The sequence below is a fragment of the Bradyrhizobium sp. 186 genome, from assembly GCF_023101685.1.
GTDB lineage: Bacteria > Pseudomonadota > Alphaproteobacteria > Rhizobiales > Xanthobacteraceae > Bradyrhizobium.
Genome location: NZ_CP082164.1, coordinates 8,990,593 through 9,014,235, shown reverse-complemented (window position 1 = coordinate 9,014,235; position 23,643 = coordinate 8,990,593). Strand labels below are relative to the sequence as shown.

The 23,643-nt window shown below is 57.5% G+C and carries 14 protein-coding genes and 2 pseudogenes; 9 read left to right on the top strand and 7 right to left on the bottom strand.

The features are described 5' to 3' along the window. Positions 1-329: 329 nt before the first annotated feature. The 5 genes and pseudogenes from IVB18_RS42890 to IVB18_RS42870 form a co-directional block, all read right to left on the bottom strand. Positions 330-1,937, bottom strand: a complete 1,608-nt coding sequence (locus IVB18_RS42890; protein ID WP_247986133.1) for a carboxyl transferase domain-containing protein — start codon at positions 1,935-1,937, stop codon at positions 330-332. Between the two features lies 1 nt (position 1,938). Continuing rightward, positions 1,939-2,445, bottom strand: coding sequence for a biotin/lipoyl-containing protein (locus tag IVB18_RS42885; RefSeq protein ID WP_247319880.1), 507 nt, complete (start codon positions 2,443-2,445; stop codon positions 1,939-1,941). Position 2,446: 1 nt separating this feature from the next. Beyond that, positions 2,447-3,916 (bottom strand): biotin carboxylase N-terminal domain-containing protein, encoded by a 1,470-nt coding sequence (locus IVB18_RS42880; protein ID WP_247986132.1) that lies wholly within the window; start codon positions 3,914-3,916, stop codon positions 2,447-2,449. 1,285 nt (positions 3,917-5,201) lie between these two features. Beyond that, positions 5,202-5,939 carry a carbonic anhydrase gene (locus IVB18_RS42875; protein ID WP_247986131.1) on the bottom strand — a complete coding sequence of 246 codons (738 nt, stop codon included), beginning with the start codon at positions 5,937-5,939 and terminating at the stop codon, positions 5,202-5,204. A 508-nt stretch (positions 5,940-6,447) separates the two neighbouring features. Next, a pseudogene (locus IVB18_RS42870) lies at positions 6,448-6,868 on the bottom strand (VirK family protein). A 1,035-nt stretch (positions 6,869-7,903) separates the two neighbouring features. On the opposite strand from IVB18_RS42870, the pseudogene IVB18_RS42865 reads away from it, so the two are divergent. The 3 genes and pseudogenes from IVB18_RS42865 to IVB18_RS42860 form a co-directional block, all read left to right on the top strand. After that, positions 7,904-9,715 (top strand): annotated as a pseudogene (locus tag IVB18_RS42865) (prolyl oligopeptidase family serine peptidase); the annotation flags it as partial. 92 nt (positions 9,716-9,807) lie between these two features. After that, a complete protein-coding gene (locus IVB18_RS51515; protein ID WP_346732685.1) occupies positions 9,808-10,101 on the top strand; it encodes a prolyl oligopeptidase family serine peptidase in 294 nt (97 codons plus the stop codon). A 534-nt stretch (positions 10,102-10,635) separates the two neighbouring features. Then, positions 10,636-11,013, top strand: coding sequence for a hypothetical protein (locus tag IVB18_RS42860; protein WP_247986129.1), 378 nt, complete (start codon positions 10,636-10,638; stop codon positions 11,011-11,013). A 438-nt stretch (positions 11,014-11,451) separates the two neighbouring features. Here the strand turns inward: IVB18_RS42860 and groL are convergent, their stop codons facing one another. After that, complete coding sequence (gene groL, locus IVB18_RS42855) at positions 11,452-13,092, bottom strand: chaperonin GroEL (RefSeq protein WP_247986128.1); 1,641 nt, start codon at positions 13,090-13,092, stop codon at positions 11,452-11,454. An 85-nt stretch (positions 13,093-13,177) separates the two neighbouring features. Beyond that, the gene (gene groES, locus IVB18_RS42850) at positions 13,178-13,492 is read right to left on the bottom strand and encodes a co-chaperone GroES (RefSeq protein ID WP_247277985.1); all 315 of its coding nucleotides are present in this window, start codon (positions 13,490-13,492) and stop codon (positions 13,178-13,180) included. Positions 13,493-15,335: 1,843 nt separating this feature from the next. On the opposite strand from groES, the gene IVB18_RS42845 reads away from it, so the two are divergent. Genes IVB18_RS42845 through IVB18_RS42820 form a run of 6 tightly spaced genes read left to right on the top strand, consistent with a single transcriptional unit; the run spans position 15,336 to position 23,355 of the window. Beyond that, the gene (locus IVB18_RS42845; RefSeq protein WP_346732594.1) at positions 15,336-17,858 is read left to right on the top strand and encodes a 2-aminoethylphosphonate--pyruvate transaminase; all 2,523 of its coding nucleotides are present in this window, start codon (positions 15,336-15,338) and stop codon (positions 17,856-17,858) included. A gap of 32 nt (positions 17,859-17,890) precedes the next feature. Beyond that, positions 17,891-18,949 (top strand): dhydrorhizobitoxine desaturase, encoded by a 1,059-nt coding sequence (rtxC, locus tag IVB18_RS42840; RefSeq protein ID WP_247986126.1) that lies wholly within the window; start codon positions 17,891-17,893, stop codon positions 18,947-18,949. Between the two features lie 32 nt (positions 18,950-18,981). Continuing rightward, positions 18,982-19,776: a gamma-glutamyl-gamma-aminobutyrate hydrolase family protein gene (locus IVB18_RS42835; protein ID WP_247986125.1), complete on the top strand. Its 795-nt coding sequence runs from the start codon at positions 18,982-18,984 to the stop codon at positions 19,774-19,776. Then, positions 19,773-20,735: a DMT family transporter gene (locus IVB18_RS42830; protein ID WP_247986124.1), complete on the top strand. Its 963-nt coding sequence runs from the start codon at positions 19,773-19,775 to the stop codon at positions 20,733-20,735. Before IVB18_RS42835 ends, IVB18_RS42830 begins: the two co-directional genes overlap by 4 nt. Continuing rightward, positions 20,732-22,018, top strand: coding sequence for an ATP-grasp domain-containing protein (locus tag IVB18_RS42825; RefSeq protein WP_247986123.1), 1,287 nt, complete (start codon positions 20,732-20,734; stop codon positions 22,016-22,018). The genes IVB18_RS42830 and IVB18_RS42825 overlap by 4 nt, the downstream gene beginning before the upstream one ends. Further along, positions 22,018-23,355: a glutamine synthetase gene (locus tag IVB18_RS42820; protein ID WP_247986122.1), complete on the top strand. Its 1,338-nt coding sequence runs from the start codon at positions 22,018-22,020 to the stop codon at positions 23,353-23,355. The genes IVB18_RS42825 and IVB18_RS42820 overlap by 1 nt, the downstream gene beginning before the upstream one ends. Positions 23,356-23,643 lie beyond the last annotated feature (288 nt).

The window sequence follows — 23,643 nt, the reverse complement described above, 5'->3', positions numbered from 1 at the left end:
AATGCTAGAAGTGTAACGAGCAGATCATCTCGAGTGTTACGCAATTTGCGTGGTCCCCACGCGAGGTTCGATGCGCGGCCAATCAGGCCTATGCGACCCAGCTCCGCCTGCTTCGACGCAACGCCGTTGTCCTGATCGACAACGTGGTCACCGAATTCAACGCACCACTTAGAACCGGGTTGGTCTAATTTGACCAAGGTCGCGAATTCGAGTTCTGCCCGGAATGTGGGCGACACCAATCTGGCTCATGCCGGGGACAAGACGATCCGTCGATTTGGACTCCAGTTAGAGAGTAGAATCGACAGACACGGACGTTCGACTCCTGCCGGCTACATTCGGAATACGCCATAATGGGGCGCTTCGATGGGAGCATTCAGCGAAGCGCTCAGGGCGATCGCGAGTGCACTTCGGGTATCGACTGGATCAAGAATTCCGTCGTCCCAGATTTCGGAGGTTGCATAGTAGGCGCTGGATCGTTCCCGATACTCGTCGAGAAGGGGACCTCGAATGGCTGCCAGCTCCTGCTCTGCGAGCTGCCCACCGTCACGGGCCAGTTGTCTGGTCTTAACGTGGGTCAGCACACCTGCCGCTTGCTCGGCGCCCATCGCAGAGATCTGAGACTGCGGCCAGGTGAAGACGAACCGAGGATCGAAAGCACGTCCCGCCATAGCGTAGGTACCTGCTCCGTGCGAGCTGTTGCAAACGACCGTGAATTTTGGGACCGACGCTCCCGAGACGGCCATGATCAGCTTGGCACCATCCTTGGTTATGCCACGGCGTTCGTATTCGCGGCCGACCATGAAACCCGTTGTATTCTGCAGGAAGAGCAGGGGCGTCCGGTTCTTGTCGCATAGTTGGATGAAGTGAGCGCCCTTCAGCGCACTTTCGCTGAGCAGCACGCCATTATTTGCAAGAATCCCTATTTGATATCCATGAAGCCGCGCGAAACCGCACAGCAGGGACGTGCCGAAACGCGGCTGGTATTCGTGAAATCGGCTACCATCGATCATGCGGGCGATGATCTCCCGCATGTCGAACTGCACTCGAGGGTCCTTTGGAATAATGCCGTATAGTTCCGATGCGTCGTAGGCAGGGGGCTCCGGGGCGGCTTGATCAATCGGAGTCTTCGCGGCCCGATGGAATCTGGCAACGATATCACGTGCGATCGCAATAGCGTGCATATCGGAGCTTGCGGAATAATCGCTCGTGCCCGACACGCTCGTATGCATGTGGGCGCCCCCAAGCTCCTGTGCCGATACGTCTTCACCGGTAGCAGCTTTCACGACTGGAGGGCCACCGAGAAATATAGCTCCCGTATCCTCGACCATAATGTTGAATTCGCTAAGCGCCGGGACGTAGGCCGCTCCCGCTGTGCAATGACCCATTGCGATCGCGACCTGCGGTACTCCCATCTTGGAGAGAATGGATTGGTTACGGAGGATCCGACCCGCGAAGTAGCGATCGGCGAAGAACTCTGCCTGAAAAGGTAGGAATCCTCCGGCGCCGTCGCACAAATGAATCACTGAGAGGCGATTCTCGATTGCGATGTCCAAGGCTCGCACTATCTTCTTGACAGACAACGGATACCATGCGCCGCCCTTTACGCTTGCGTCGTCTGCATGAACCATCACCTCGCGACCCGCGACGATCCCGATGCCGACGACCTGTGCCGCGCCGGGCACTTCGCCGTTATAGGCCTTGTTAGCGGCCAGCGTTGAAAGCTCGAGGAACGGAGTTTTTGGATCGAGCAAGGCGTCGATCCGATCTCGTACAAACAGCTTATTTTGACGTCGAAGGCGCTCGAGCTCCCGCTCGGGCCGCTGGAAGCGGACGGCACGTTGCCGCTCCTTCAACTCGTCAGCAAGCCGCCTGTTGTGGAGCTCGTTTTGACGAAAGTCTTGCGAATTGACATTCGCCCCAGAAGCGATTCGTAGCATTTCAGCGCCCTTCTTTCGATAGCGTAATCAGCACAGCATCCCGCTCGAAGCTCTCCCCTTCTTTGAAATGGATTCGATCGACTACGCCATCCTGTGAAGAGCGAATAATAGTTTCCAGCTTCATGCTCTCAATCATCATCAGCGCCGCGCCTGCGGATACCGGTTGACCAGGCGAAACCGCGATCGTAACGACTACTCCCGGCATCGGTGCGCGGGTCATGAGCGAACTTTCCTCTTGGTTCACGCAAGCGAGCGTTCGCAACGGGTCGCTGTAGCGCAAAACACGCGTCATGCCACGGATGTGGACGTGAATCAGGTCGCCTTCGATGACGAAGCGGACCCGTTCGGTCTCGCCGGCAATGGTCAGGACACCTGAATTCTCGCCGTATTGGGCGAACGCGACCGGGGAAATGACTTGGTCGCGCAAGTGAAGATGATAGGAGCCGGATTGGCAGGGTGAAAGCCATAACTGATGGTCGACGCCATCAACCTCGACGGAGTGATACACGTCAATTTCTCCAATGGCCCAGCGAAGCGTGAAGCGCGGGCACGGCATCGGCCGATTCGCGGACTTGTCGGGTCAGGAGAGCAGCTGATGCCAGGAATGCCGGTAGGCCGGTAGCAGAGTTACCAGCGGCAATGTGCGGGTTTTCCTCCAGATATCCCGTATGAAACTGTCCGCGGATAAACGACTCGTCGGAAAGGATGCGGGCGAGGAAGCTAGCGTTTGTCTCGCAGCCGAGAAGAATGACCCCCTGAATCGCGTGATTGGCCGTCGCGGTGGCCAATGTGCGCGTCGGCGAATGCGCGATGATCTTTGCGAGCATGGGATCAAACGCAGTGGTGATTTGCTGACCCTGCGTGATGCCGCTGTCAATCCGTACCCCACTCGGATACTCGAGAAGAAGTACTTTGCCGGACGTCGGAACATAGCCTCGTTCGGGGGCTTCAGCGTACAGCCTTACTTCGATAGCGTGGCCGTTCGAAACGATATCTGACTGAGCAAAACCAAGTTCTCGGCCCGCGGTGGCATAGACCTGTTCGGCGACAAGATCGATGCCGGTGATCATCTCAGTCACGGGATGTTCGACCTGTAGGCGCGTATTCATCTCGAGAAAGTAGAATTCTCCTGCATCGAAAATGAATTCGACGGTTCCTGCGTTTTGATAATTCGCGGCGCGTGCGATACCGACCGCGGTCTCGCAGACGCGTTTCCGTAGTTCTGGCGACAGGGCTGGCGAGGGCGCTTCCTCGATGATCTTCTGGAAGCGGCGTTGCACCGAGCACTCCCGCTCAAACAGGTGTACAATGTTCCCAAAGGAGTCGCCGAGCACCTGCACTTCGATATGCCGCGGGTTCTCAATGTATCTTTCGACGTAAAGCCGGTGATCCCCAAAATACCGTTGCCCCTCAGAGCGAGCCTGCTCAATCGCGCCTTCCAGGGCATGGACGTCGCGTACAATCCGCATGCCCTTGCCGCCCGCGCCCCCTGACGGTTTTACCAGCAAAGGGGTTCCAATTGCACGCGCCCTGGAGACGAACGTCGCTGGATCGTCCTCCTCAATTGCAGATGGGGCCACTGGAAAGCCGTTCGACTGGACGAAGTTGCGGGCCCGAATCTTATCACCCATCAGTTCAATAGTTTCGGGTGCGGGGCCGATGAACGCAACGCCGGCCTTTATCACGGCCGTGGCGAATTGAGCCTGTTCGGAAAGAAATCCATAACCTGGATGAACAGCGCTGGCGCCCGCCTTGTGAGCGGCGGCGATAATTTGTGCGATGTCCAGATAGGCCGCGATCGGCGTGTGACCGCTGATAGGAATCGCTGTGTCGGCCATGGAAACTGCCGGGCTTCGCGCATCGACCTCGTGGTAGACAACTGCAGAACGAAGGCCCAGCTTCCGTAATGTCTTGATGATGCGGGCGGCGATCTCGCCTCTGTTGGCGATAAGGACTGTATCGAAAGGCAGTGTGTGCATTCGCTATCCAAACAAACAACTCAAACGAGATCTTCCGTTACTTGCGAGCGGGTTGGTCCGCTTTCGATAGCTCCGCTCGCTTATCTGCTGACAGTGAGTCGGCCATCCACCGCGCAATTATTACCTTGCGGCTCGGTTTGGGGAGCGCCGCGCGGCGGCGATCGAGGGTGCAGGATGGTTCGTAGTACCTCACTTCGAGCCTGTTCTTTTCTTTGGCGGTATCGCCAATGGAAATCACGTGGCGACATTGATGACTCAAGCTGGCCTGCTTGGCTCTGAGACACGCAGTGATGGCGGTGCGATCCGGGATGTGGGTGCTACACAGGCGAAACACGTCCTGTATGCAACCGTCTTTCTCCGCGTCGGTCGGCGGCTGATCTCGCGCACCCGCCGACTCGAGGCACAGAGATACCGTTGCACAATAAGAACTACTGCACAGCAGTTGGCTTTGGGACGCAAAAACCAATGCGTTCGTTGTGTGCGCGTCACGATATCCACTTCAGGTCGGTACGTTGCGGTATTGGTGTTCGTGCGCAAGGCACAGTATGGCCTGTCTACAGGAAAAACAGGCCGGAACCGTTCAAGTCGTTGATGGCTGCGGAAGCGTTGCGTTGTATGGTAGAACCGAAGGCTGCGATGTGTTGACGATTTACAATCAGCGTGCCGATGTCGTCGTAACGCGTGTTGTCTTGCCGGACTCGACCTCGCAAGTTTGCCTGGTTCCGGACGAGATGATCGAGCAGTTGCGCGTCGACAAGGCACTAACGTCGTCCCGACGGCAAAAAAGGCCCGGCCTCATTTTGGAAGCCGGGCGAAGTCAGTCTAGGAGGAGCGACGCTGCTACACATCGCGCCGACCGTCGGCAAGGGAGAGTTGCCGCCGGCTCATTTACGGCGAGCGTTCGCCGCAAATTCGAAATACGACAAGATCGTTATGCCATCGCCCCACACGCTAGGAGTAGCTTACGTTCGTTTGTCAGAGGTCGCGATCTCATTTCAAGATCGTACAATGTGACGTTACGTGCGATTCAAGGCCTTTCAACGAAATGATCGCACAAATTTGTCCAAGCTCCTGGCTTCCTGGAAGTAGCCAGGTCCGCACGTAACGTACTATCCATTCTGTCCACGGGTGGGGGCTTGCCCCGTGAAGGCGCTGCGCCGGCGCGCTGCGTACGATCTGTCCCCCTCCGATCACCAGGATCTGGTCGGCTCGGCGGCAGAGACAACAACCTTTCAACCTTGTCGCTTCAAACGGCACTGCTCAGAAGTTAACGCTCTGATGACGGTCAGCTTACCAATTCGACCCGGCCGGTGTCGAGCCGATAAAGACCCCCGACGACTTTCAGCCTATTCTGCTCGATTGCTATATTTAAAATCGGAGCCGCCGATTTGAGCTTATTGACGTTGTCGACTACATTTTGCCGGATCGCATTTGCGAGTGCATCCCCGCTTTCCTGGGAAGACGCTTTTACCGCGGGCGCAAGTGCGGCGGCGAGAGATGGAATGTGCCCAGGCAAAGACTTGCCCTCTCTTAAGGACTCGATCGTAGCACCGACGGCGCCGCAGCGATCGTGGCCAAGTACCAGGACCACCGGGGTATTTAGCACAGCCACCGCATATTCAATGCTGGCGAGCATTTCATCGTTGGCGAAATTACCAGCGACACGGCAGACGAACAGATCGCCAAGTCCGCTATTGAAAACATGTTCGGGTGCGATACGTGAATCGGCGCAGGTTAGGACCGCCGCATATGGATTTTGCCCGCCGATTAAAGCTTCGCGCTCCTGCCTGAAATCGTCGCGTCGTGATAGGCCCTGGACGTAGCGCGCGTTGCTTTCCATTAGGCGCTTCAGCGAAGCGTCCGGCGTGAGAAGGTTGTCCGGTTTTGGCGGCGCTGTTGCCTCCATGGCGCCCGCAATCCTACCGCCCAGCAGCATGCCCGCCGCCGAAGCCGTGAACAGCATTAGCGAACGGCGAGACGGCGTCATCGGATAAGGCAGAATCGGAGGGCAGTCTTCACACATGTTTTCCCTCTTCGTGTGCTGCTCTGCGCCGTCCCGTGGCTTCGGGCTCCGCCTCGCTGCGGAACCAGCGCTAACCCAGCGCCTTACCTATGGAGTTGCACCAACTCAGTTGCACAGATGTGTTCGCCCTAGCGCCTCTCGCTGCGCTTGATGACACCGCGATGAGCGTTATCCAAAATGGCTCCGAGAAGGAGTTCTAGAGTGTCGGTTACGGCAACCTGATCAGGATTTCGAGACAACGTCACCGCCTCCCAAACAGCCGTTCTTCAGGCGGCATGCGCTCCACTAGATTAGGATGAGTGGAGCGAACGCGGAGCCGCGCGAACGGCCTTAGCGCCGGAATCCATCGATGTGCGCAGGCAGCGGTGAGCACGAACGAACTGGGCATCCTGGTCGCTAGCGCTCCTCAGGTAATGTAGCCCGATCGAAGTTGTCATCGGCGCGTGCCGAATGGGATACCTATCACATTGCGACGCGGCTAAGAACGGCCCAAGCCTCATTCCAATTTCTAGACGAACTTCGCGCCGTCCCGCAGTTCGCAGACGAATTCGCCCTTGTTCATGACCTTGGCCGGCCCGGCCACCAGCTTTGAGGCCCGCACCGTGCGGCTGAGGCTGTGGCGGATGTATTCCGTCACCGGGTACCCGGAACTGTCCACGGTTTGATGAGCATTGGAGAAGCTGATGCCGTTCTGGGCAGTCACCCTGAAGGCATTGATAATCAACCCGCCCTGTGGCCGGGCCGGGTTTGCCATCGACAGTGGTGCAGCGGTTTAGGTCCAGTATGACCTTCACAGTATTGCCAGTCTGCAAGGCACTGAGCACCTGAGCGTACTTCGGTGAGGGCTCCTCGGCCTTGACGATCGTGCTGACGCTGACAGCCAACAGTAAGGACAAGAAGATTGGCGGGCGTCTGCCATTGCACAGCATATTCTCTTCTTCCTCCACGGAGCAGGCGCGAAGAAGTCAAGTTGCTCGATGCCATGCAAGCATGTGCCCTAACCGTTCTCAAGTGCTTCGAAGGTAATCTAACGTCACAAACTCGTATGTAAGACTGTGCAAGGTTGGCGGTCCGCCGGATAATTTCAGGTGCCGAACACCCGGCCTTCGGCTGTAGCCGGCGCAAACGAAATCCTTCCGTGCGCCAACGCACCGATGCCGAGATCAAGCGCGTGTCGAAAGGCGAATCGTGCCATGCTCGAGACCTTTGATTATGGACGCTTGTCGACCTTGGCACCCTGTCAGCGTCGGACCACCAGAGACTCGGGAGATCACGACCGCTGTTGCCCGCCGAAGACCAACCTCTCCCTGGCACGCCGCATCGATCTCGGAGGTCGGTGAGTAGCGGACCACCATTGGTGGCCGCTCTTAATGAACAACCAAGAGACGCTGCCCTGACGGTTTTGACGAAAGCCGAGAGCCTGTGCTTGATTCCGTGGAGCCAGTTCTTGGTCTCACCCGACGGAACCTGCGCAGGTGTTGGGTATGTGGGCCTAAGGGTGCGTTGCGCTTGCAAATAATTATGATCGATCCCGCGGAGTGCGAGTCACTTCGTGCAATGCCTGCGAATTGCGAGAACGACTGCCGTCTCGGCGGGCTCGTCACTGGATCCTCCGCATTATGACGCGCCGTGCTGACATGTGCTCGCGCTCGCTGCACCAAGCCGCGGCAAATTCTCCGCGCGAGGGCCTTTCTTGAGCACGTGCCGTTGCAAGCTAGGCGAACCATAAATGCTTCTAGCGCGATTACGGACCGGTCTGTGAAATGCCAGAGCAGGGCACCTCTGCTCCATCGGTGAGAAGCGTAAAGCTCATTACAATACTTTCGAAGGTAACACCGCATTGTCAGGTTTGAGCCAACGGGCGCGACCGAGCGACTGGAGAACCTCCAATTTTCAGGCGGCACGCTGCTTGCTTTGTTCGGACCGGCGGGCACGGTCCCGCGCATGTCCGCTGTCGAGACCGAATGTACGTCTTCTGTCCGCTTCCGGCCAGCTCGCAAGTCGCGCGACCCGGGCGGCCCACCCAGTCCAGGATCACTCCCATGAAACACTCGCTCCTTGCCGCCGTGTTGCTCTCGCTGACGTGTTTGTCCTTCACGGCGGTGTCCCAGAAGTCGGCCGCTGCGGCCCAGGTGGACGATCCCTTCCTTTGGCTCGAGGAAATCGAACAGCCGCGCGCACTGGCTTGGGCCCGCGTCGATAATGACAAGACGCTCGGCGTGCTCCAATCAGATCCCCGCAATCGCCGCTTCTATGAGGAGGCGCTCAGCATCCTTCAGGCCAAAGACCGGATTTCGTATGTTTCGTTGGAACGGCGGGGTCGCAGCAATTTCTGGCAGGACGAGAACCACGTGCGCGGCATCTGGGGGCGTACAAGGCTTGACAGCTATCGCGGCCAGGACCCGCACCGGGAGACCATCCTCGATATTGACGCGCTGGCGGTCGCGGATAAGAAAAACTGGGTCTTTAAAGGCGCTAGCTGCCTGCCGCCCGAAGAGCGCCTGTGCCTCGTCCAATTTTCTGATGGCGGTAAGGACGCTGTGCTCGTCCGAGAGTTCGACCCGGACACCAACGCCTTCGTCACGACCGGTTTCGCTCTTCCGGAGGGAAAGCAGCCCGTCAGCTGGGTCGACCGCCACACGGTCCTCATCGCACGAGATTGGGGAGAAGGGACCCTGACGCAGGTTGGCTGCCCTTTCGTCTTGAAGGAGCTCAAGCGCGCTCAGCCGCTCGTTCAAGCGCGCGAGGTCTTCCGTGGGGAGCCGACCGATGCCGTGGCGGCGCCCTTCGTGCTGCGGAATAATGAAGGCAAAGTTCATGCGGCCGGCGCCATGCGCGCCATAAGCTTCTTCGAGCAGGAGTATGTGCTCTTAGGGCCCAACGGACCGATCAAGCTAAACCTGCCAAAGAAAGCGAACATCAGCGGCATCGTCAGTGGCCGCCTGCTCGCGACGCTCGATGAAGACTGGATACTGTCCGGCAGCACCCGCTTTGCGGCCGGCTCGATGATCTCGTATGGCTTGGGCAAATGGAAGCGAGATCCGCTGCGCGCGATGCCATCGCTCGTCTTCCAGCCCGAGCCTCGGCAAGCGCTCAGCGGGTTCGCGGTCACCAAGAACTTGTTGATCCTGGCGATCCCTGACAATGTTCAGAGCAAGGCTTTCATCTACAGGTACGACCAGGGCACTTGGCGGGCCACGCCGATCCCGCTCCCTACGAACGAGAACGTCAGCCTGTCAGCCGCTAGCGAAGAAACGGACGTGGTGCTGTTCACCGTCTCCAACTATCTGGGGCCGACGTCGCTCTGGTACTTCGACGCGGCGAGCGAAGGGCTTGAAATACTGAAGACGACACCTCCGAAGTTCAACCCGTCCAGGCATGTCGCGGAGCAGTTCGAGGCAACTTCGCTCGACGGGACCCGGATTCCCTGCTTTCTGGTGCGTCCCAAGAACGCGAGGTTCGGAGCGGAGATCCCAACTCTTCTCAATGGTTATGGCGGATTTCACGCCTCGCTCCTGCCATCCTATGCGGGAGCGACGGGGCGGCTCTGGCCCGAGCAGGGCAATGCATATGTCGTCGCGAACCTGCGCGGCGGCGGCGAGTTTGGGCCGCGATGGCACGAGGCGGCCCAAGCGGCAACGAAGCAGCGGACATGGGATGATTTCATCGCCTTTGCGGAGGACCTAATCCGCCGGAAGGTCACCTCTCCGCGCCGACTGGGCGTGGTCGGCGGCAGCCAGGGAGGTCTGCTGGTGGGCACCGCGATTACTCAGCGCCGGGACCTCTTCAACGCAGCGATCGTGCAGGTGGCGCTGTTCGACATGCTTCGGTTCACCAACTTGGGCGCAGGCTCTTCCTACATCGGCGAATATGGCGATCCCGCCATCCCGAGCAGCGCGGGTGGATCGAGGCCTACTCGCCCTATCAGAAGCTTGTCCCGGGCAAGACTTACCCAGTCCCCTTCATTCTCACCTCCACCAAGGACGGCCGCGTGCATCCGGCCCACGGCCGCAAGGCAGCCGCCAGGCTTGCTGCGCTCGGCCAGCCCTATTACTGCTATGAGAATATCGACGGCGGACATAGCGCGGCCGCCAATCTCACGGGATACGCGCGACGGCTGGCACTCGAATACACCTATGCATCCAGGCGGCTTGTGGATTGAGTGCGGTTGATGAGTGAGTTCGTTAAGGTCGCCAGTGCAAATGGCGACCTGTCAACATCAGCGCGTTTGGTCGGAGAGATCAGTGACCAGGCCGCATCCGTGTATGTCATGACCCGCCACTGGGGGATGTCGTTGTGCTCTATGGCTTCACTCCAGCCATCCCTACGTCCGGCGGGATGGCTTCGGCTTGGCAAACCTGAATATCCAGACCTCTCACAACCACAAGAGCTCTCCTTAGTTGCGGTCGAGCATTCGCAATGGTGCGTTAAATCCATCTCGGAGGAGGCGGCGACACGGAGCGGAGAATGCACAAGACTTCGGTCGTGAAGAGGTGGCGTGCGGCATGAGGTTGTGGCCGCTTTCCAGCTGCAAAGCGCTCACGGTCAACGCGATCTGTTCCCGGCTACATCAACGTAGCGAGTCAGTTTACGGCTGATCACTTGACCCATGATTGCATCGTCAGCCGCATGGAATTTGCGTGCGGGCTTGTGCTCCGACGGACAGGTGACTCACGAAAGGCAATGGAACCCATTCATGAGCGAGATGACAACTCAGATTCATTCGCACGCGGTCGTGTGGATCGACCACCTCATTGCTAAGATATTCTCCATAGGTTCAACGGGCGTCAGCGCGATGGCCGTACGCGCGCATTTGGCGCCCCAGCGTCTTGATTGCAAAGCGAATACTGGCTCTGCCGACGTGAATGACGATCCGACGTTTGTCGTCAGGGTAGGTTGGGCCCTGAGTAGCTGCACCGATTTGCTGATCATCGGGCCGGGGACCGAGAAGACCGAGCTGATGAACTTCCTGAGAGTGAACAGGCCGGATCTCACCCTGCACGTCGAGACAAGTAATCCTCCGACCGACCGGGAAATTGTAGCGGTTGGGCGAAAGATCTTCCGTCTCGATTGAGTTGGCGATGTTCTTCTTCTGATTCTGGACGGTGCAACAGATCGGCCCAAATTAGGAGAGATGAGGATCGCCCCTTCCCGGGGACCACCACCTAGCTCGCGCATCCGTTTACAGTGATGGATAAGCGCGGGAGCCGATGCTATTTAAGTCAGTAGCGCCAATGGGTGGCTACCGCGACCGGGCGTTCTCAGGTTTTCGCCTCGACCAGCCGCCGACGTTGAGGCGAAAGACTGCGCAAAACGGCGATCACCCGCTCGTCCTCCCGGTGACATGCCTAACAGCAGACTCGCAAAATCCCAAGCGGAACGTCTAGCAACTGCTGATCGTCATTTCCGCAGAGCGCATAGCGCGAGATCAGAACAACGAACTGGAAAAGTCGCGAGCAAAAATGACCCCGGCATTTTTCTGCCGGGGATCGCATTTTCAGAGAGAGTTGGCTCAGAAGTCCATGCCGCCCATGCCGCCGCCCGGAGGCATCGCGGGCGCGCCGGTGTTCTTCTTCGGCAGCTCGGCGACCATGGCCTCGGTAGTGATCAGCAGAGCCGCAACCGAGGCAGCGTTCTGAATCGCGGTGCGCACGACCTTGGTCGGGTCGATGATGCCCTTGGTGACCAGGTTGCCATACTCGCCCGTCTGCGAGTCGAAGCCGTAGGCGTATTGCTCCTTCTCAAGGATCTTGCCGACGATCACCGAGCCGTCTTCACCGGCGTTGATCGCGATCTGGCGAGCGGGCGCGGACAGCGCCTTGCGCACGATCTCGACGCCGGTCTTCTGGTCGTCGTTCTTGGTGCGCAGACCCTTGAGCTGCTCGGAGGCACGGAGCAGGGCGACGCCGCCGCCCGGGACGATGCCTTCCTCAACCGCCGCACGGGTCGCATGCATCGCGTCATCAACGCGATCCTTGCGCTCCTTCACCTCGACCTCGGTCGCGCCGCCGACGCGGATCACCGCGACGCCGCCTGCGAGCTTGGCGAGACGCTCCTGGAGCTTCTCACGGTCGTAGTCCGAGGTGGTCTCCTCGATCTGCGCCTTGATCTGGGCCACGCGCGCCTCGATGTCGGCCTTCTTGCCGGCGCCGTTGACGATCGTGGTGTTCTCCTTGTCGATCATCACCTTCTTGGCGCGACCGAGCATGTTGAGCGTGACGTTCTCGAGCTTGATGCCGAGATCTTCCGAGATCGCCTGGCCGCCGGTCAGGATCGCGATGTCCTGCAGCATGGCCTTGCGGCGATCGCCGAAGCCCGGAGCCTTGACGGCCGCGACCTTCAGACCACCGCGCAGACGGTTGACGACGAGGGTCGCGAGGGCTTCACCTTCGACGTCCTCGGCGACGATGATCAGCGGCTTGCCGGTCTGCACCACGGCCTCGAGCAGCGGCAGCAGCTCGTTCAGCGAGGAGAGCTTCTTCTCGTTGATGAGGATGTAGGCGTCGTCCATCTCAACGCGCATCTTGTCGGCGTTGGTGACGAAGTAGGGCGAGATGTAGCCGCGGTCGAACTGCATGCCCTCGACGACGTCGAGCTCGGTCTCGAGCGACTTGGCTTCCTCGACGGTGATGACACCCTCGTTGCCGACCTTCTTCATGGCGTCGGAGAGGAACTTGCCGATTTCGGCATCGCCGTTGGCCGAGATGGTGCCGACCTGGGCGATCTCGTCGTTCGAGGTGACCTTCTTGGAGTTCTTGACGAGGTCGGCGACCACGGCTTCCACGGCCAGGTCGATACCACGCTTCAGGTCCATCGGGTTCATGCCGGCGGCAACCGACTTGGCGCCTTCACGAACGATCGCGGCCGCGAGCACGGTTGCGGTGGTGGTGCCGTCGCCGGCCGCATCGGCGGACTTGGAGGCGACTTCGCGCACCATCTGCGCGCCCATGTTCTCGAACTTGTCGTCGAGCTCGATCTCCTTGGCGACGGTGACGCCGTCCTTGGTGATGCGGGGAGCGCCGAACGACTTGTCGAGCACCACGTTGCGGCCCTTTGGACCGAGGGTGACCTTTACCGCGTTGTTGAGAATTTCGACGCCGCGCAACATGCGGTCGCGGGCGTCTACGCCGAACTTGACTTCTTTGGCTGACATGTGGGTTTTCCTGAATGTTTTACTTGGTCTCACCCTTGGCGACGCCCAGCAGGCGCTCCTCAGGATGAGCGGTGCGAGCGATGGTTTAGGCCGCCTTCTTCTTGGCGGACGCGTCCGTGAGAACGCCCAGGATGTCGCTCTCCTTCATGATCAACAGCTCCTGGCCGTCGATCTTGACCTCGGTGCCTGACCACTTGCCGAACAGGACGCGGTCGCCGACCAGGACGTCGATCGGGATCAGCTTGCCGCTCTCGTCGCGGCCGCCGGGGCCGACGGCGATGACTTCACCTTGCGAAGGCTTTTCCTTGGCAGTGTCCGGAATGATGATGCCGCCAGCGGTCTTTTCTTCTGCGTCGATGCGCTTGACCACGACGCGGTCGTGAAGCGGACGGAATTCCATGCAGATCTCCTAAGCATTTACACCAGTTGAAGATTTCACGATTGCTAGCAATCGCTGCCCGCGAGTGCCAACGCAGGCGCAGCTGAAATAGGACCGATTTTTTGGGGAACAAGTGTTTGTAGGAGGAAAATCGGCCGGGCGCGCGGGATCTCTGTGGGAGCTTACCCAGATCTGTTCGAGTTTGCCGCCGAGCGTCGACCTTCTTCTGAGTGAGCCGTACGGCTCTGTCTCTCGACCTAATGTCACTCCCAGTTCAATTCCTCTGCCCTAAATTCGAGATGGTAAAGGCCGGCCGATCTGGTGCCGGTTCAAATGCGAATCGTCGGCTGACTTCGTTCTAAGATTGCGATGCGTTTAGAACCTAACGCAGAGGTCGGGAATTGGAGGTATCGCTCCGCTTGATCGATGATCCGATAGCGCTCAGCAAGTCGAAGCGAGGCAACGCTGGCTGCGAGAGCTAGCGCAAGAACGTGCTCAGATCGTTCGGCACCTCGTCCAGTTTCAGATCACCTTTGCGCGCCGAAGTCGCTGCTGGACGGATCGCCCGTGCTCCAGACAGCGAGCGCGCCGATGTCCCCGGTTTGCGCGAAAGGGCCTCTGCCCGCATCGCGACAGGTCTATATGCGCGAACAGCTTGCCAAACTGTCCCGCGGCCATGACCTGGCAAGGCGTTCAACTAAATCCTGAAGCGATGGGCGAGCTGCGAAGACGCCGGTGGCGGCGTGCTGATCAATACCGGAGCCAGCGTAGGTGTGATCTCGACAGGAACAAGAGCTGGCACGGAATCCCCGCCCGGTCGCCCCTGGCGCGCTTGTCGACGCCTGGTGAACAGCAGGCTGTGAGCCACCCCGTACCGGCGCGCGAGGCCGCAGACCGTCTCGCCAGCCTGCAAGGTCTCTCCGACATGACGAACCTTCTCGTCGCAACTCCATCGCCGCCGACGTTCGGCGCCCAACACATTGACCTGCATTCGCCACGTGACCTTAAAGCTAGACTTAAGATCAAATCCTCGGCCGCCTCTCAAACTACACAAGGCGGCCGCCGCCGGGCGCCGCCGGAGGGATACGGACTCCGAAACTAGTCAGGTGAATCTAAGTTCGCCCCACGTCCGCTAGGCCTTGTGGCAGAACCGTCTGGTCTGCGGACTTGGTCGGCGTGAAGTGGACATGATAATGCGGCCCTAACGACGCAATCGGGCGGCCTCTTATACCTGCGTTCGCGACAAGCGCTCTCCTTCAAAAAAGCCACAGCGGTCATTTGCCTGCCTTGTGCTTTGGGCGCGTCTTTAGCTTTGATGGGATTCATCTTGGACATCGTACACATACTGTGGCGCCTCGGATTACATGCGACACAGCCGCGTTGTCCGAAAAGTTTCACACGACAAGCTATCTGAGGGGCTTGAATCGCACCTTACGTCAAGATGTAACGTATCGAAATAGGCGGTGACAGGCTTCGGCACCCGAAGCCATCCGAACGAGTGACATAGAGTGCGAATGTCCCAAATCCTAGGCTCACGCAAGACGAGCTCGGTCATCAACGACTGTCGTGAAGCTCGCTGTGTCTGGGTCATAGCAACGCGCGTCCGACAGACGCGCTTGGCTCACCGTCGGATCGTAGGACGCCGCTCACACGTAAGCAGAGACTGTTAGCGACGCGAGATGGTGGCCCTCAAACCTGCATCTCAAGGCCAGAAGGAAGCTGATGCTTCGCGGCAAGTGCGATCGGCAACACGGTGCGGTACCGGGAGAGCTGCGGGCTTTACGCAGATCGTTCTGAATCTGCGACTAGGGTCAAGGGTGTCGTTCACTAGGGTTTGGGCCGTCGTCACGGCGAAGCACATCGTGTGACTCTGCCGAACTGCGATGGACACTACATAAACGGGGATGGTGTGACGAGACAACGTTCTTTGCTGACGCCTGGGCCAATGTCGTTATCGTCGGCAGTCAAGGCCCAGATGCAGCTCGACCTCGCATCGCGTGATTGCGAGTTCATGGAAGTGACCGCTCGCATGAGGCAGCTGATGCTCAATGTGTCGGGCAATGCGGAAGGCTATTCGGTCGTTCCTATCCAGGGAGGCGGCTCCTTTGGAATGGAAGCTGCTCTCTCTTCATTTGTCACCCAGGCCGACCGGCCGCTTGTTTGCATAAACGGCATCTATGGCGAGCGCATTCTCAAAATTCTGCGGCTGTGGGGCGTCCAAGCGGTGAAGCTTATCAAGCGAGCCACCGAACCGTTGGACCCTGAGGAAGTCATCGAGCGTTTGAGCCGAGATCCAGGTATCACGCACGTATGCTTGGTTCATTGCGAGACTACGACCGGGATTGTGAATCCGCTCGAGCCGATCACAGAAGGAGCAAGGCGGCGTGGTGTAAAGACTATCGTCGACGCGATGAGTTCTTTCGGCGGCGTCGACATCGACCTAAGCCGGGGCGGGCCAGACGTCTTGGTTACGTCGAGCAACAAGTGCGTCGAAGGTCCGCCAGGGCTGGCTTTCGTCATTGCTTCTTGCGAGCTTCTTGAGAATGCAGTTCAAGAGCCAAGATCGTTTGTGCTCGACGTGAGAGATCAATGGCGCTCGCTTGAGCGCACTGGCGAATGGCGATCAACCCCACCAACGCATATCGTTCAGGCAGTCACAAAGGCATTGGAGGTCCTGAGCATCGAAGGCATTGATGCCAGGCGCCGCAGGTATGAGAAGATAAGAGACAGCGTCATAAAAGAGCTGGAAGGAGTGGCGTCCCCACTGCTTCCAGCGAACCTCCAGTCGCCGGTTTGCGTGGCGTTCACCGCGCCAGCTGGAATCTCCGACCAGGTAGCGTTTGACTGCCTATATCGGCACCTGGCAGCCCATAACCTCTACGTCTACTCTAAACTGCATCTTCCTACGCGCAGTTTTCGGATCGGCTGTATTGGCGAGATTCAATCCAATTGGATCGAGCAATTGGGCTGTGCCTTTCGCACGTACTTCCGCTCCGGTGAGACTCTGACCGTGGGACGAGTGTCAGCCCAGGAAACACGGGATAGCCGTACAGAGATATCGCGCCCAATGGCGAGCAATGCGCGGCATTCATATTCGATCGAAACTGCTGTTCTGCACGCAGGATACCGTCGTGATCCGGTGACGAAGGCTGTGGCAGTGCCGATCTATCAGAATACGGCCTATGAGCTCGACGGTGATTTGAGCCATATTGCTGACGTCTATAACGTAAAGGCTGATGGTTTCACATACACCCGCATCATCAATCCGACGACCCGGGCGCTTGAAAAAAGATACGCCGCCGTCGACATGGGAAGCGACTCGCTGGCTGTTGCATCAGGTCAAGCGGCGACGTTTCTTGCGATCGTGAACTTATCAAGCGGTGAGGTGGGAGATAACGTCGTCGCTTCTCCGTATCTATACGGCAACACCTGGAATCTGCTCCACAACACGTTGAAGCGTCTTGGTATCAACGTAAGGACGGCAGACCCTCGAAACCCCGAGACGTTCGAACGCGCCATTGATGATCGCACGATATGTCTGTTCGGGGAGGTCATCTCGAATCCCTGTCTGATTCCGCTTCCTGTCCAGCAGCTGGCAGAGATCGGCAGAAGGCACGGCGTCCCCTTGGTTGTGGACAATACGACAACCCCCCTGGTATGCCGGCCGTCAGCTCTCGGCGCCGCGATTACGACGTACTCTGCCACGAAATACATTTGCGGTCATGGGACGACGCTCGGCGGACTGATCGTCGACAACTGTGGGTTCGACTACCGGGGACGATCTCGCTTCCCACTGTTCAATAGTCCGGACGATGCGCACGGCGGGATCATCTGGCGCAACGCGTTGGCGGAGCTCGACGACCTCGGAAAGAGCGAATTTCTTCTCAAGGCGCGTATGACGTGGTTGCGCGATACTGGCGCCGCAATCGCCCCCTTTGCGAGCTTTCAACTCATTCAGGGACTTGAAACGCTACATCTTCGCATGAAGCAGCACTGTGAAAATGCCAGGATTGTAGCCAACGTTCTGAAGGAACATCCGAAAGTGTGCCGTGTCTTCTACCCGAGCCTCTTTGAGGGAGCTGACCGAGAAATCATCGATCAGACACTTAATACCGGGTATGGGCACGGGGCGATGGTCATGTTTGAGGTGGAGAACGAGCAAGCCGGCCGCAAGTTCATCCAGAACGTCGACCTGATGTATCACGTGTCGAATGTGGGGGACGCCCGCACGCTGGTAACCCATCCTGTCTCTACGACTCACACCACCGTCCCACGGGAAAAGCGCGAAGCCGCCGGCATATTTGGTGGCTCCATCCGGCTTTGCGTCGGCATCGAAGATGTTAGCGACATCATCAAGGACTTGGAAAAAGCGCTTTCCGCAGTCTGACAACCTGAAAGCCGATTAAGCAAGGGGTTCTCATGAAACAGGCAGATGCTTGGAAGTTGAGGTCGTCACGTTTTGAGGCGGTTCAATTTGGCCGCGAGATCAATCAGCAGCTCTCCGGGCTGAGGCCTGACAACGTGACGGGAGCTGCTTACATCGCGAAAGATTACGCTGTGATCGCAGCTTGCGTGCTGGCGACGGTCCATGTCTCATGGTGGTTCTATCCCCTCGCAGTTCTGTTGATTGGCGCCTACCAGCGTGGATTGACGACAATCGCTCACGATGCAGCTCACCGCACCCTCGCGAGCAACACGACCTGGAACTATATTCTTGGCATTTTGTTCGCGTCCTATCCTTTGTTCCAGCGCCACTGGGCATACCGGATTTCACACGTCCACCTGCATCACCCGAATCTCGGCGATCCGGAGAAGGATCCCGACTTGAAGTTCTTCTTGGCCAGCGGCGTTTACGAAGTTGTGCCTCCTAAGCAGTACGCCTTCAACATCATCTGGAAGCCGATACTGGGTGGCGCGACAGTCGCGTATCTGAAGTACCTTTGGACTAATCGGTTTTCGATAACAGATGTCGAGGACCAGAGCCAGTCGGGAATCCTCATCGACAAGTATGGCTTCTATCTCTTTTGGATGCTCATATTCGGCGGGTCATATCTTCTTGGACTGCTCCACGTCGTCGTCCTGTTTTGGGTCGTGCCCTATCTCACCACGTTTCAAGCTCTCGGCTGGTTTATCGAGCTCGCCGAGCACTCACCTATGTGCGAGACCGAGACAAAGAATGTCTACCTGACTCGGAATAGAAAGGGGAATTTTATCGAGCGAGCCATTCTCGGTCAGAATCTGGATGAATACCACCTTGAGCACCATCTGTCGCCCGGCATTCCTTTCTGGCTCTTGCGCAAAGCTCAGAAAATTCGAATGCAGGATCCTCATTACGCAAGTGTTGCTGCAACCTGGGGAGGGCTCTTCGTCAAGGGCCCTCAAGGTCAACCCAGCGTAATTGCCCAGTTGAAGGAACGAAATCGATGCTTGTATGAGCAGTCTCTGGCCAGTCCCGAGGCGAAGGAGCAGTTGGCTTGATATCGCGGCGAACAGAGTCGGTCCGAGCCGTGGTGGGCGTGACCTCAAACCGCCTTTTGGCCGATGGCGTGCACCGCGACTGGTTGCGGCGCAAATATGTTCAAGCCCTCGTTCGCTATGCGGGCGTGGCTTGCGTGATATTGCCAACGATCGATGCTGACGATGCGGAAGGCGACAGTGATCTGTCGATCATGGGCAGGCTCGACGGTCTGATTTTGACAGGCGATGAATCGAATATCGATCCTGCCATCTTCAGTTGGTCCGCTTCGCGCAGACTGAAACCGACAGGCCACGCGGACGTTCAAGCTGGCGTGAGGGATCGTCCTCGTGACAGGCTGTCCGCGGGCGCCATCGAGAAGGCGGTTGCCCTTGGGATGCCGATACTTGGCATCTGCCGTGGGCTTCAGGAGCTTAACGTCTATTTTGGCGGCACGCTTCACCCGTCGTTGTCCGAATGGAGGCTGGAAAGCGGACAGATGCACGCTGAGAAGGCGGGGCTGCCGAGGGATCGCCAGTACGATATAGCGCACAGCGTGAAATTATGTCCTGACGGCGTTCTCCTTCCTATCGCGGGCGCGATCGAAGCGCACGTTAACTCCTTGCACAATCAAGGCATAGAACGGCTTGCGGCTGCGCTGAAACCGGAAGCCTGGGCGTCCGACGGTCTGATCGAAGCGGCTTCTGTAATAGGCGCGCCGACGCTGCAGATCGGCGTGCAGTGGCACCCCGAATGGCACGTCGAAACTGATTCCCTGAGCGAGCAGCTTTTCAATGCATTTGGAGAGGCGTGTGTCACGTATCGCCGAAGTGATAGGGGCGTACTGTGAAGTTTCGATCGAAATGCGGCCCTTTGGGATTGAAAGAAGGAGAGCCTCTCGACAGGCCGAGCAGACAATTTGCGGCAGGAGTGCTCTTTATTGCCCTCTACGTTGTCGTTAGCGCGGCAGGTGAAGTCTTTGCGGCATCATATTTTCAGCAAGCAAACGTGTGGGTCACTCTCCTGTTCTCCTTTGGTATCGTAAGTATGACGTTCAACATTTTGGCTCGCCGCGAAAGCATCGGAGCGAAGGTCACGAAGTCGTCGATTCTGGCTTTTGTGTCGCTCAATTGCGTTACTGCGATAAGCTGGGTCGGCTTGTTTATCGGACTGAAGCACGCCGAGCCTGCTATCGTCGTCACGTTCATGGTCGCATTGGGACCTACAGCGACAGCATGGTTGAACGCACTGATCAGGAGACAGGGACGTCCTCCGAAATTAGATATCGCAGTGAGCGTTCTAATTGCGGCTGTTGGTATTTACATGGTCTGGATCGCGGTAAGCGGCAACGCTGGGATCGAATGGGGGTCTCGATCGTCCTTTGGTATCTTCCTGGCAATCGTAGCTGGGCTGTCGCTTTCGCTTACCAATATCCTTGTGAAACTGCTGTTCGACCGTGGATTTTCTGGTCGACAAGTGCTGGCCCATCGCTTCTATGGAGCAATCCTCTTGCTGCTGGCACTGAGCGATCCTTCCTCCATCTTACCAGAGATCTCACAGCATTGGCTTGCAATCATAATGATTGCACTCTCGACGATCATTGTTCCCTTGCTCCTTGTGCAGGAGGGCATTCGCCGCGTAGAGCCATTTACGGCAAACATGGTCTTGTCCACGGCACCTGTCATTACGTTTCTTTTCCAGTATTTCGATTCTCGTATCGTGCCTTCTTTATATACGTTTGTTGGAAACGTTCTCATCACGGCTGTCGCCGTGGCTAACGTCTACTTGCAGTACCGGAGATCGGCATGAAGGAACGGAATTGTGTCATTGTCGACGCATACTCGACAGGCCGATACCTCCCGGAAGAGTTCAAGCGCTACGGAATTAGGACCGTGCATGCGATGTCGAATGCACGGATCCCACCAATCTTCCAATCGCACTTTAACGTCGACATCTATGATGAAGTCATTCGGCCGGACGAGCGCATGACTAAGGAGGAGATCGTTGAATTTCATTTGCAGGCTCTCCAAGGTAGGGAGTTGGAATTCATCATAGCGGGTTGCGAGTCAGGAGTTCAACTGGCCGATTCCTTGTCCGAGCGGCTCGGACTACCTTCAAATGGAACCGCGTTGTCCGCTGCAAGACGTGACAAATCGCGCTTGGCTGACGCTTTGACCTCTGCAGGAGTGCGATCGATCAGACAAGTTGTATCCGACGATGCGGAGGACGTCATAAATTGGATGCGTCAACAGCGCTACGACGAAATCGTGATCAAGCCCTTGAACAGCGCAGGTACGGAGGACGTGTTCTTTTGCGCGACCGACGCTGATGTTCGCAGAGCTGTGCATGTTATTGTCGGCAAGGCGAATTGCCTCGGAGCGATGAATCGTTTTGTTCTTGGCCAGGAGAAGATAAACGGCAAACAATACACCGTAAACGCTGTCTCGATCAACGGAGAAACCTTCATCACGGAGGTGTGGACTTATGACACCGTTGCCATCAAGGGCGCGGCATCGGTCTGCGCGCTCGAGCAGTTGCTGGGTGGTGAGGAACCAGTTGTTCAAGAGCTGTCCGACTACTTGGTGCCGGCGCTAAGGGCGCTTGAGATCGTCAACGGACCTGCTCATGCCGAAATTATCATCGATCATAAGGGGCCGGTTCTGGTGGATCTTGGAGCGAGGCTTCAGGGGACAATGTCGGCAAAAGCCCGGACCATGGCTTTGGGTCACAATCATATAACACTGACGGCGTGGCGCTACGCAGATCCCATCGGTTTTACTGAGTATATGAGGCGACGCGGGCCTTACACGCGGCTGGCGCACGCATGGTGCGTCTCACTCATCTCCAATATGGACGGTGTTGTTGGCGGTTATCCCGGACTGGACGCAATCCGCAAGCTGCCCAGCTTCACAGATTCGATAGCGTTTGTTCCGATAGGTCAAAACCTGGTCCCAACGACCGACTTAGCTTCGACGCCGGGAATTGTGTATCTCGTGAGCAAGAACTTGACTGAGCTTGATGAGGATTATCGCAAGCTGCGAGCAATGCGTATGGACGAGGTATTCGGATTGACGGCGCAAGGTCAGAAGTGATGGCAAGCGAAATACAGGTGGCTGGCGCGGACGAGGCGCGTAAGGCATTGATTGGAGTATGCGACTTTGACGGCATTCTTCGCGGCAAGCACGTATTGGCTGACGATGTCTCGGACGAAGGCTGGACAATCAAGTTCTCCGAAGCCGTGCTCGGCTGGGATTGTTCGGACCGAGTGATACCTGCCAATTTCGGGCAAGAGCCGCCATCGATATTCGGAGACGCCAACCTGCGTGTTCTGTCAGGCACAGCGCGTCCGGTGTCTAACCGTCATGATCGGTATCTTTACCTCGCAGAGTTTGCAGGTGGCCATGAGAGCATCTGCCCGCGTGGTGTTTTGCGGAAGGTCTTACGAAGAGCTGCTGACCACGGATACAGTTGTGCTGCTGGATTTGAGTTCGAGTTTATGCTGTTTAATGAGAGCGCCGAGACAATTGAGAAAAAGCCTTATGATCAATGGGTCCCCCTGACGAGGGGCCCTTTTGGCTATTCAGTAGCGCGCACCCTTGCCAGTAATGAGCTATTCGAAGAGATTCTGGCGCTTTGTGAGAATGCTAGATTGCCGCTCAGCGGGCTCCACTTTGAAACCGGGCCTGGGGTGATTGAGGCATCGCTTCGTCATTGTGATGCCCTGGAGGCTTCGGATCGAGCAGTCGTATTCAAGTCGATGTTGAAATCCTGGGCTCAGAAGCGGGGTATGATGGCAACGTTTATGGCAAAGGTTTCGGAGAATTGGCCGGGACAGTCGGGACATATTCACATTTCAATGTCGTCAAATGGTCAAAATGCGTTTTACGAAGCCGAGGCAAGCCGCAACATCTCAAGAACTATGAGCCAATTCCTCGGCGGACAGCTGAAATATATGAACGACTTTTGTGTACTCGCTGCGCCCAACGTGAACAGCTATAAGAGGCTGCGGCCAGGCTACTGGGCTCCAACCTGTCCTAGCTGGGGAGTTGACAATCGTTCGTGTGCGGTGCGGGTCATTCCGGGAAACAAGTCTGCACACCGCCTTGAGTACAGATTGAGTGGCGCAGATGTGAACCCCTATCTGGCTCTCGCATGTGCTATCGGCTCCGGTATTCTGGGGATTGAAGAGAATGCTGTGTTGGCAGCTCCAATTGTTGGTGATGCAAGCGAGGAAAAACAGTCTCCGTTTGAACGGCTTCCCCGAAACTTATCTGAGGCCACATCCCGGTTTGAACAATCTCCAAAGGCGATGGACGTTTTTGGAGAAAGGTTTGTTGAAGCGTTCTCCCGTTCCCGGCGATGGGAGTGGGAAGCCATTCAACATCGAGTCTCCGACTGTGAACGCCAGCGGTACTTCGAAGCTATTTAGCAGGTACGCCGGTCGTCCGTCCGAACCGCGGTTCATGTCGGGGCTATCATGTGACACTCGAGTGAGGCTGGCACTGTGGTTGAATACTATCGCGAGCTAGCGAGGAGTTCGTAGCATTCGAGCGTCGCCATCACTATGACGGCGCATGACCCACGTTGGCCGGATGCCCGGTCGAGTGATTTGAAAGAGGTACGCTTCGCGCGACGGATCCACAACGGTGAAAAAGCGGCTGTTGTCACAAAACAGAACCGATTTGGCCGAGCGCGGTACTGCCTGTCCAGGTTATTT

Bases quoted from the DNA above. Each gene is read 5' to 3' on its own strand.
- IVB18_RS42890 (WP_247986133.1), bottom strand. From the start codon at position 1,937: ATGCTACGAATCGCTTCTGGGGCGAATGTCAATTCGCAAGACTTTCGT.
- IVB18_RS42880 (WP_247986132.1), bottom strand. From the start codon at position 3,916: ATGCACACACTGCCTTTCGATACAGTCCTTATCGCCAACAGAGGCGAG.
- IVB18_RS42875 (WP_247986131.1), bottom strand. From the start codon at position 5,939: ATGTGTGAAGACTGCCCTCCGATTCTGCCTTATCCGATGACGCCGTCT.
- IVB18_RS42860 (WP_247986129.1), top strand. From the start codon at position 10,636: ATGAGCGAGATGACAACTCAGATTCATTCGCACGCGGTCGTGTGGATC.
- groL (WP_247986128.1), bottom strand. From the start codon at position 13,092: ATGTCAGCCAAAGAAGTCAAGTTCGGCGTAGACGCCCGCGACCGCATG.
- groES (WP_247277985.1), bottom strand. From the start codon at position 13,492: ATGGAATTCCGTCCGCTTCACGACCGCGTCGTGGTCAAGCGCATCGAC.
- rtxC (WP_247986126.1), top strand. From the start codon at position 17,891: ATGAAACAGGCAGATGCTTGGAAGTTGAGGTCGTCACGTTTTGAGGCG.
- IVB18_RS42825 (WP_247986123.1), top strand. From the start codon at position 20,732: ATGAAGGAACGGAATTGTGTCATTGTCGACGCATACTCGACAGGCCGA.
- IVB18_RS42820 (WP_247986122.1), top strand. From the start codon at position 22,018: ATGGCAAGCGAAATACAGGTGGCTGGCGCGGACGAGGCGCGTAAGGCA.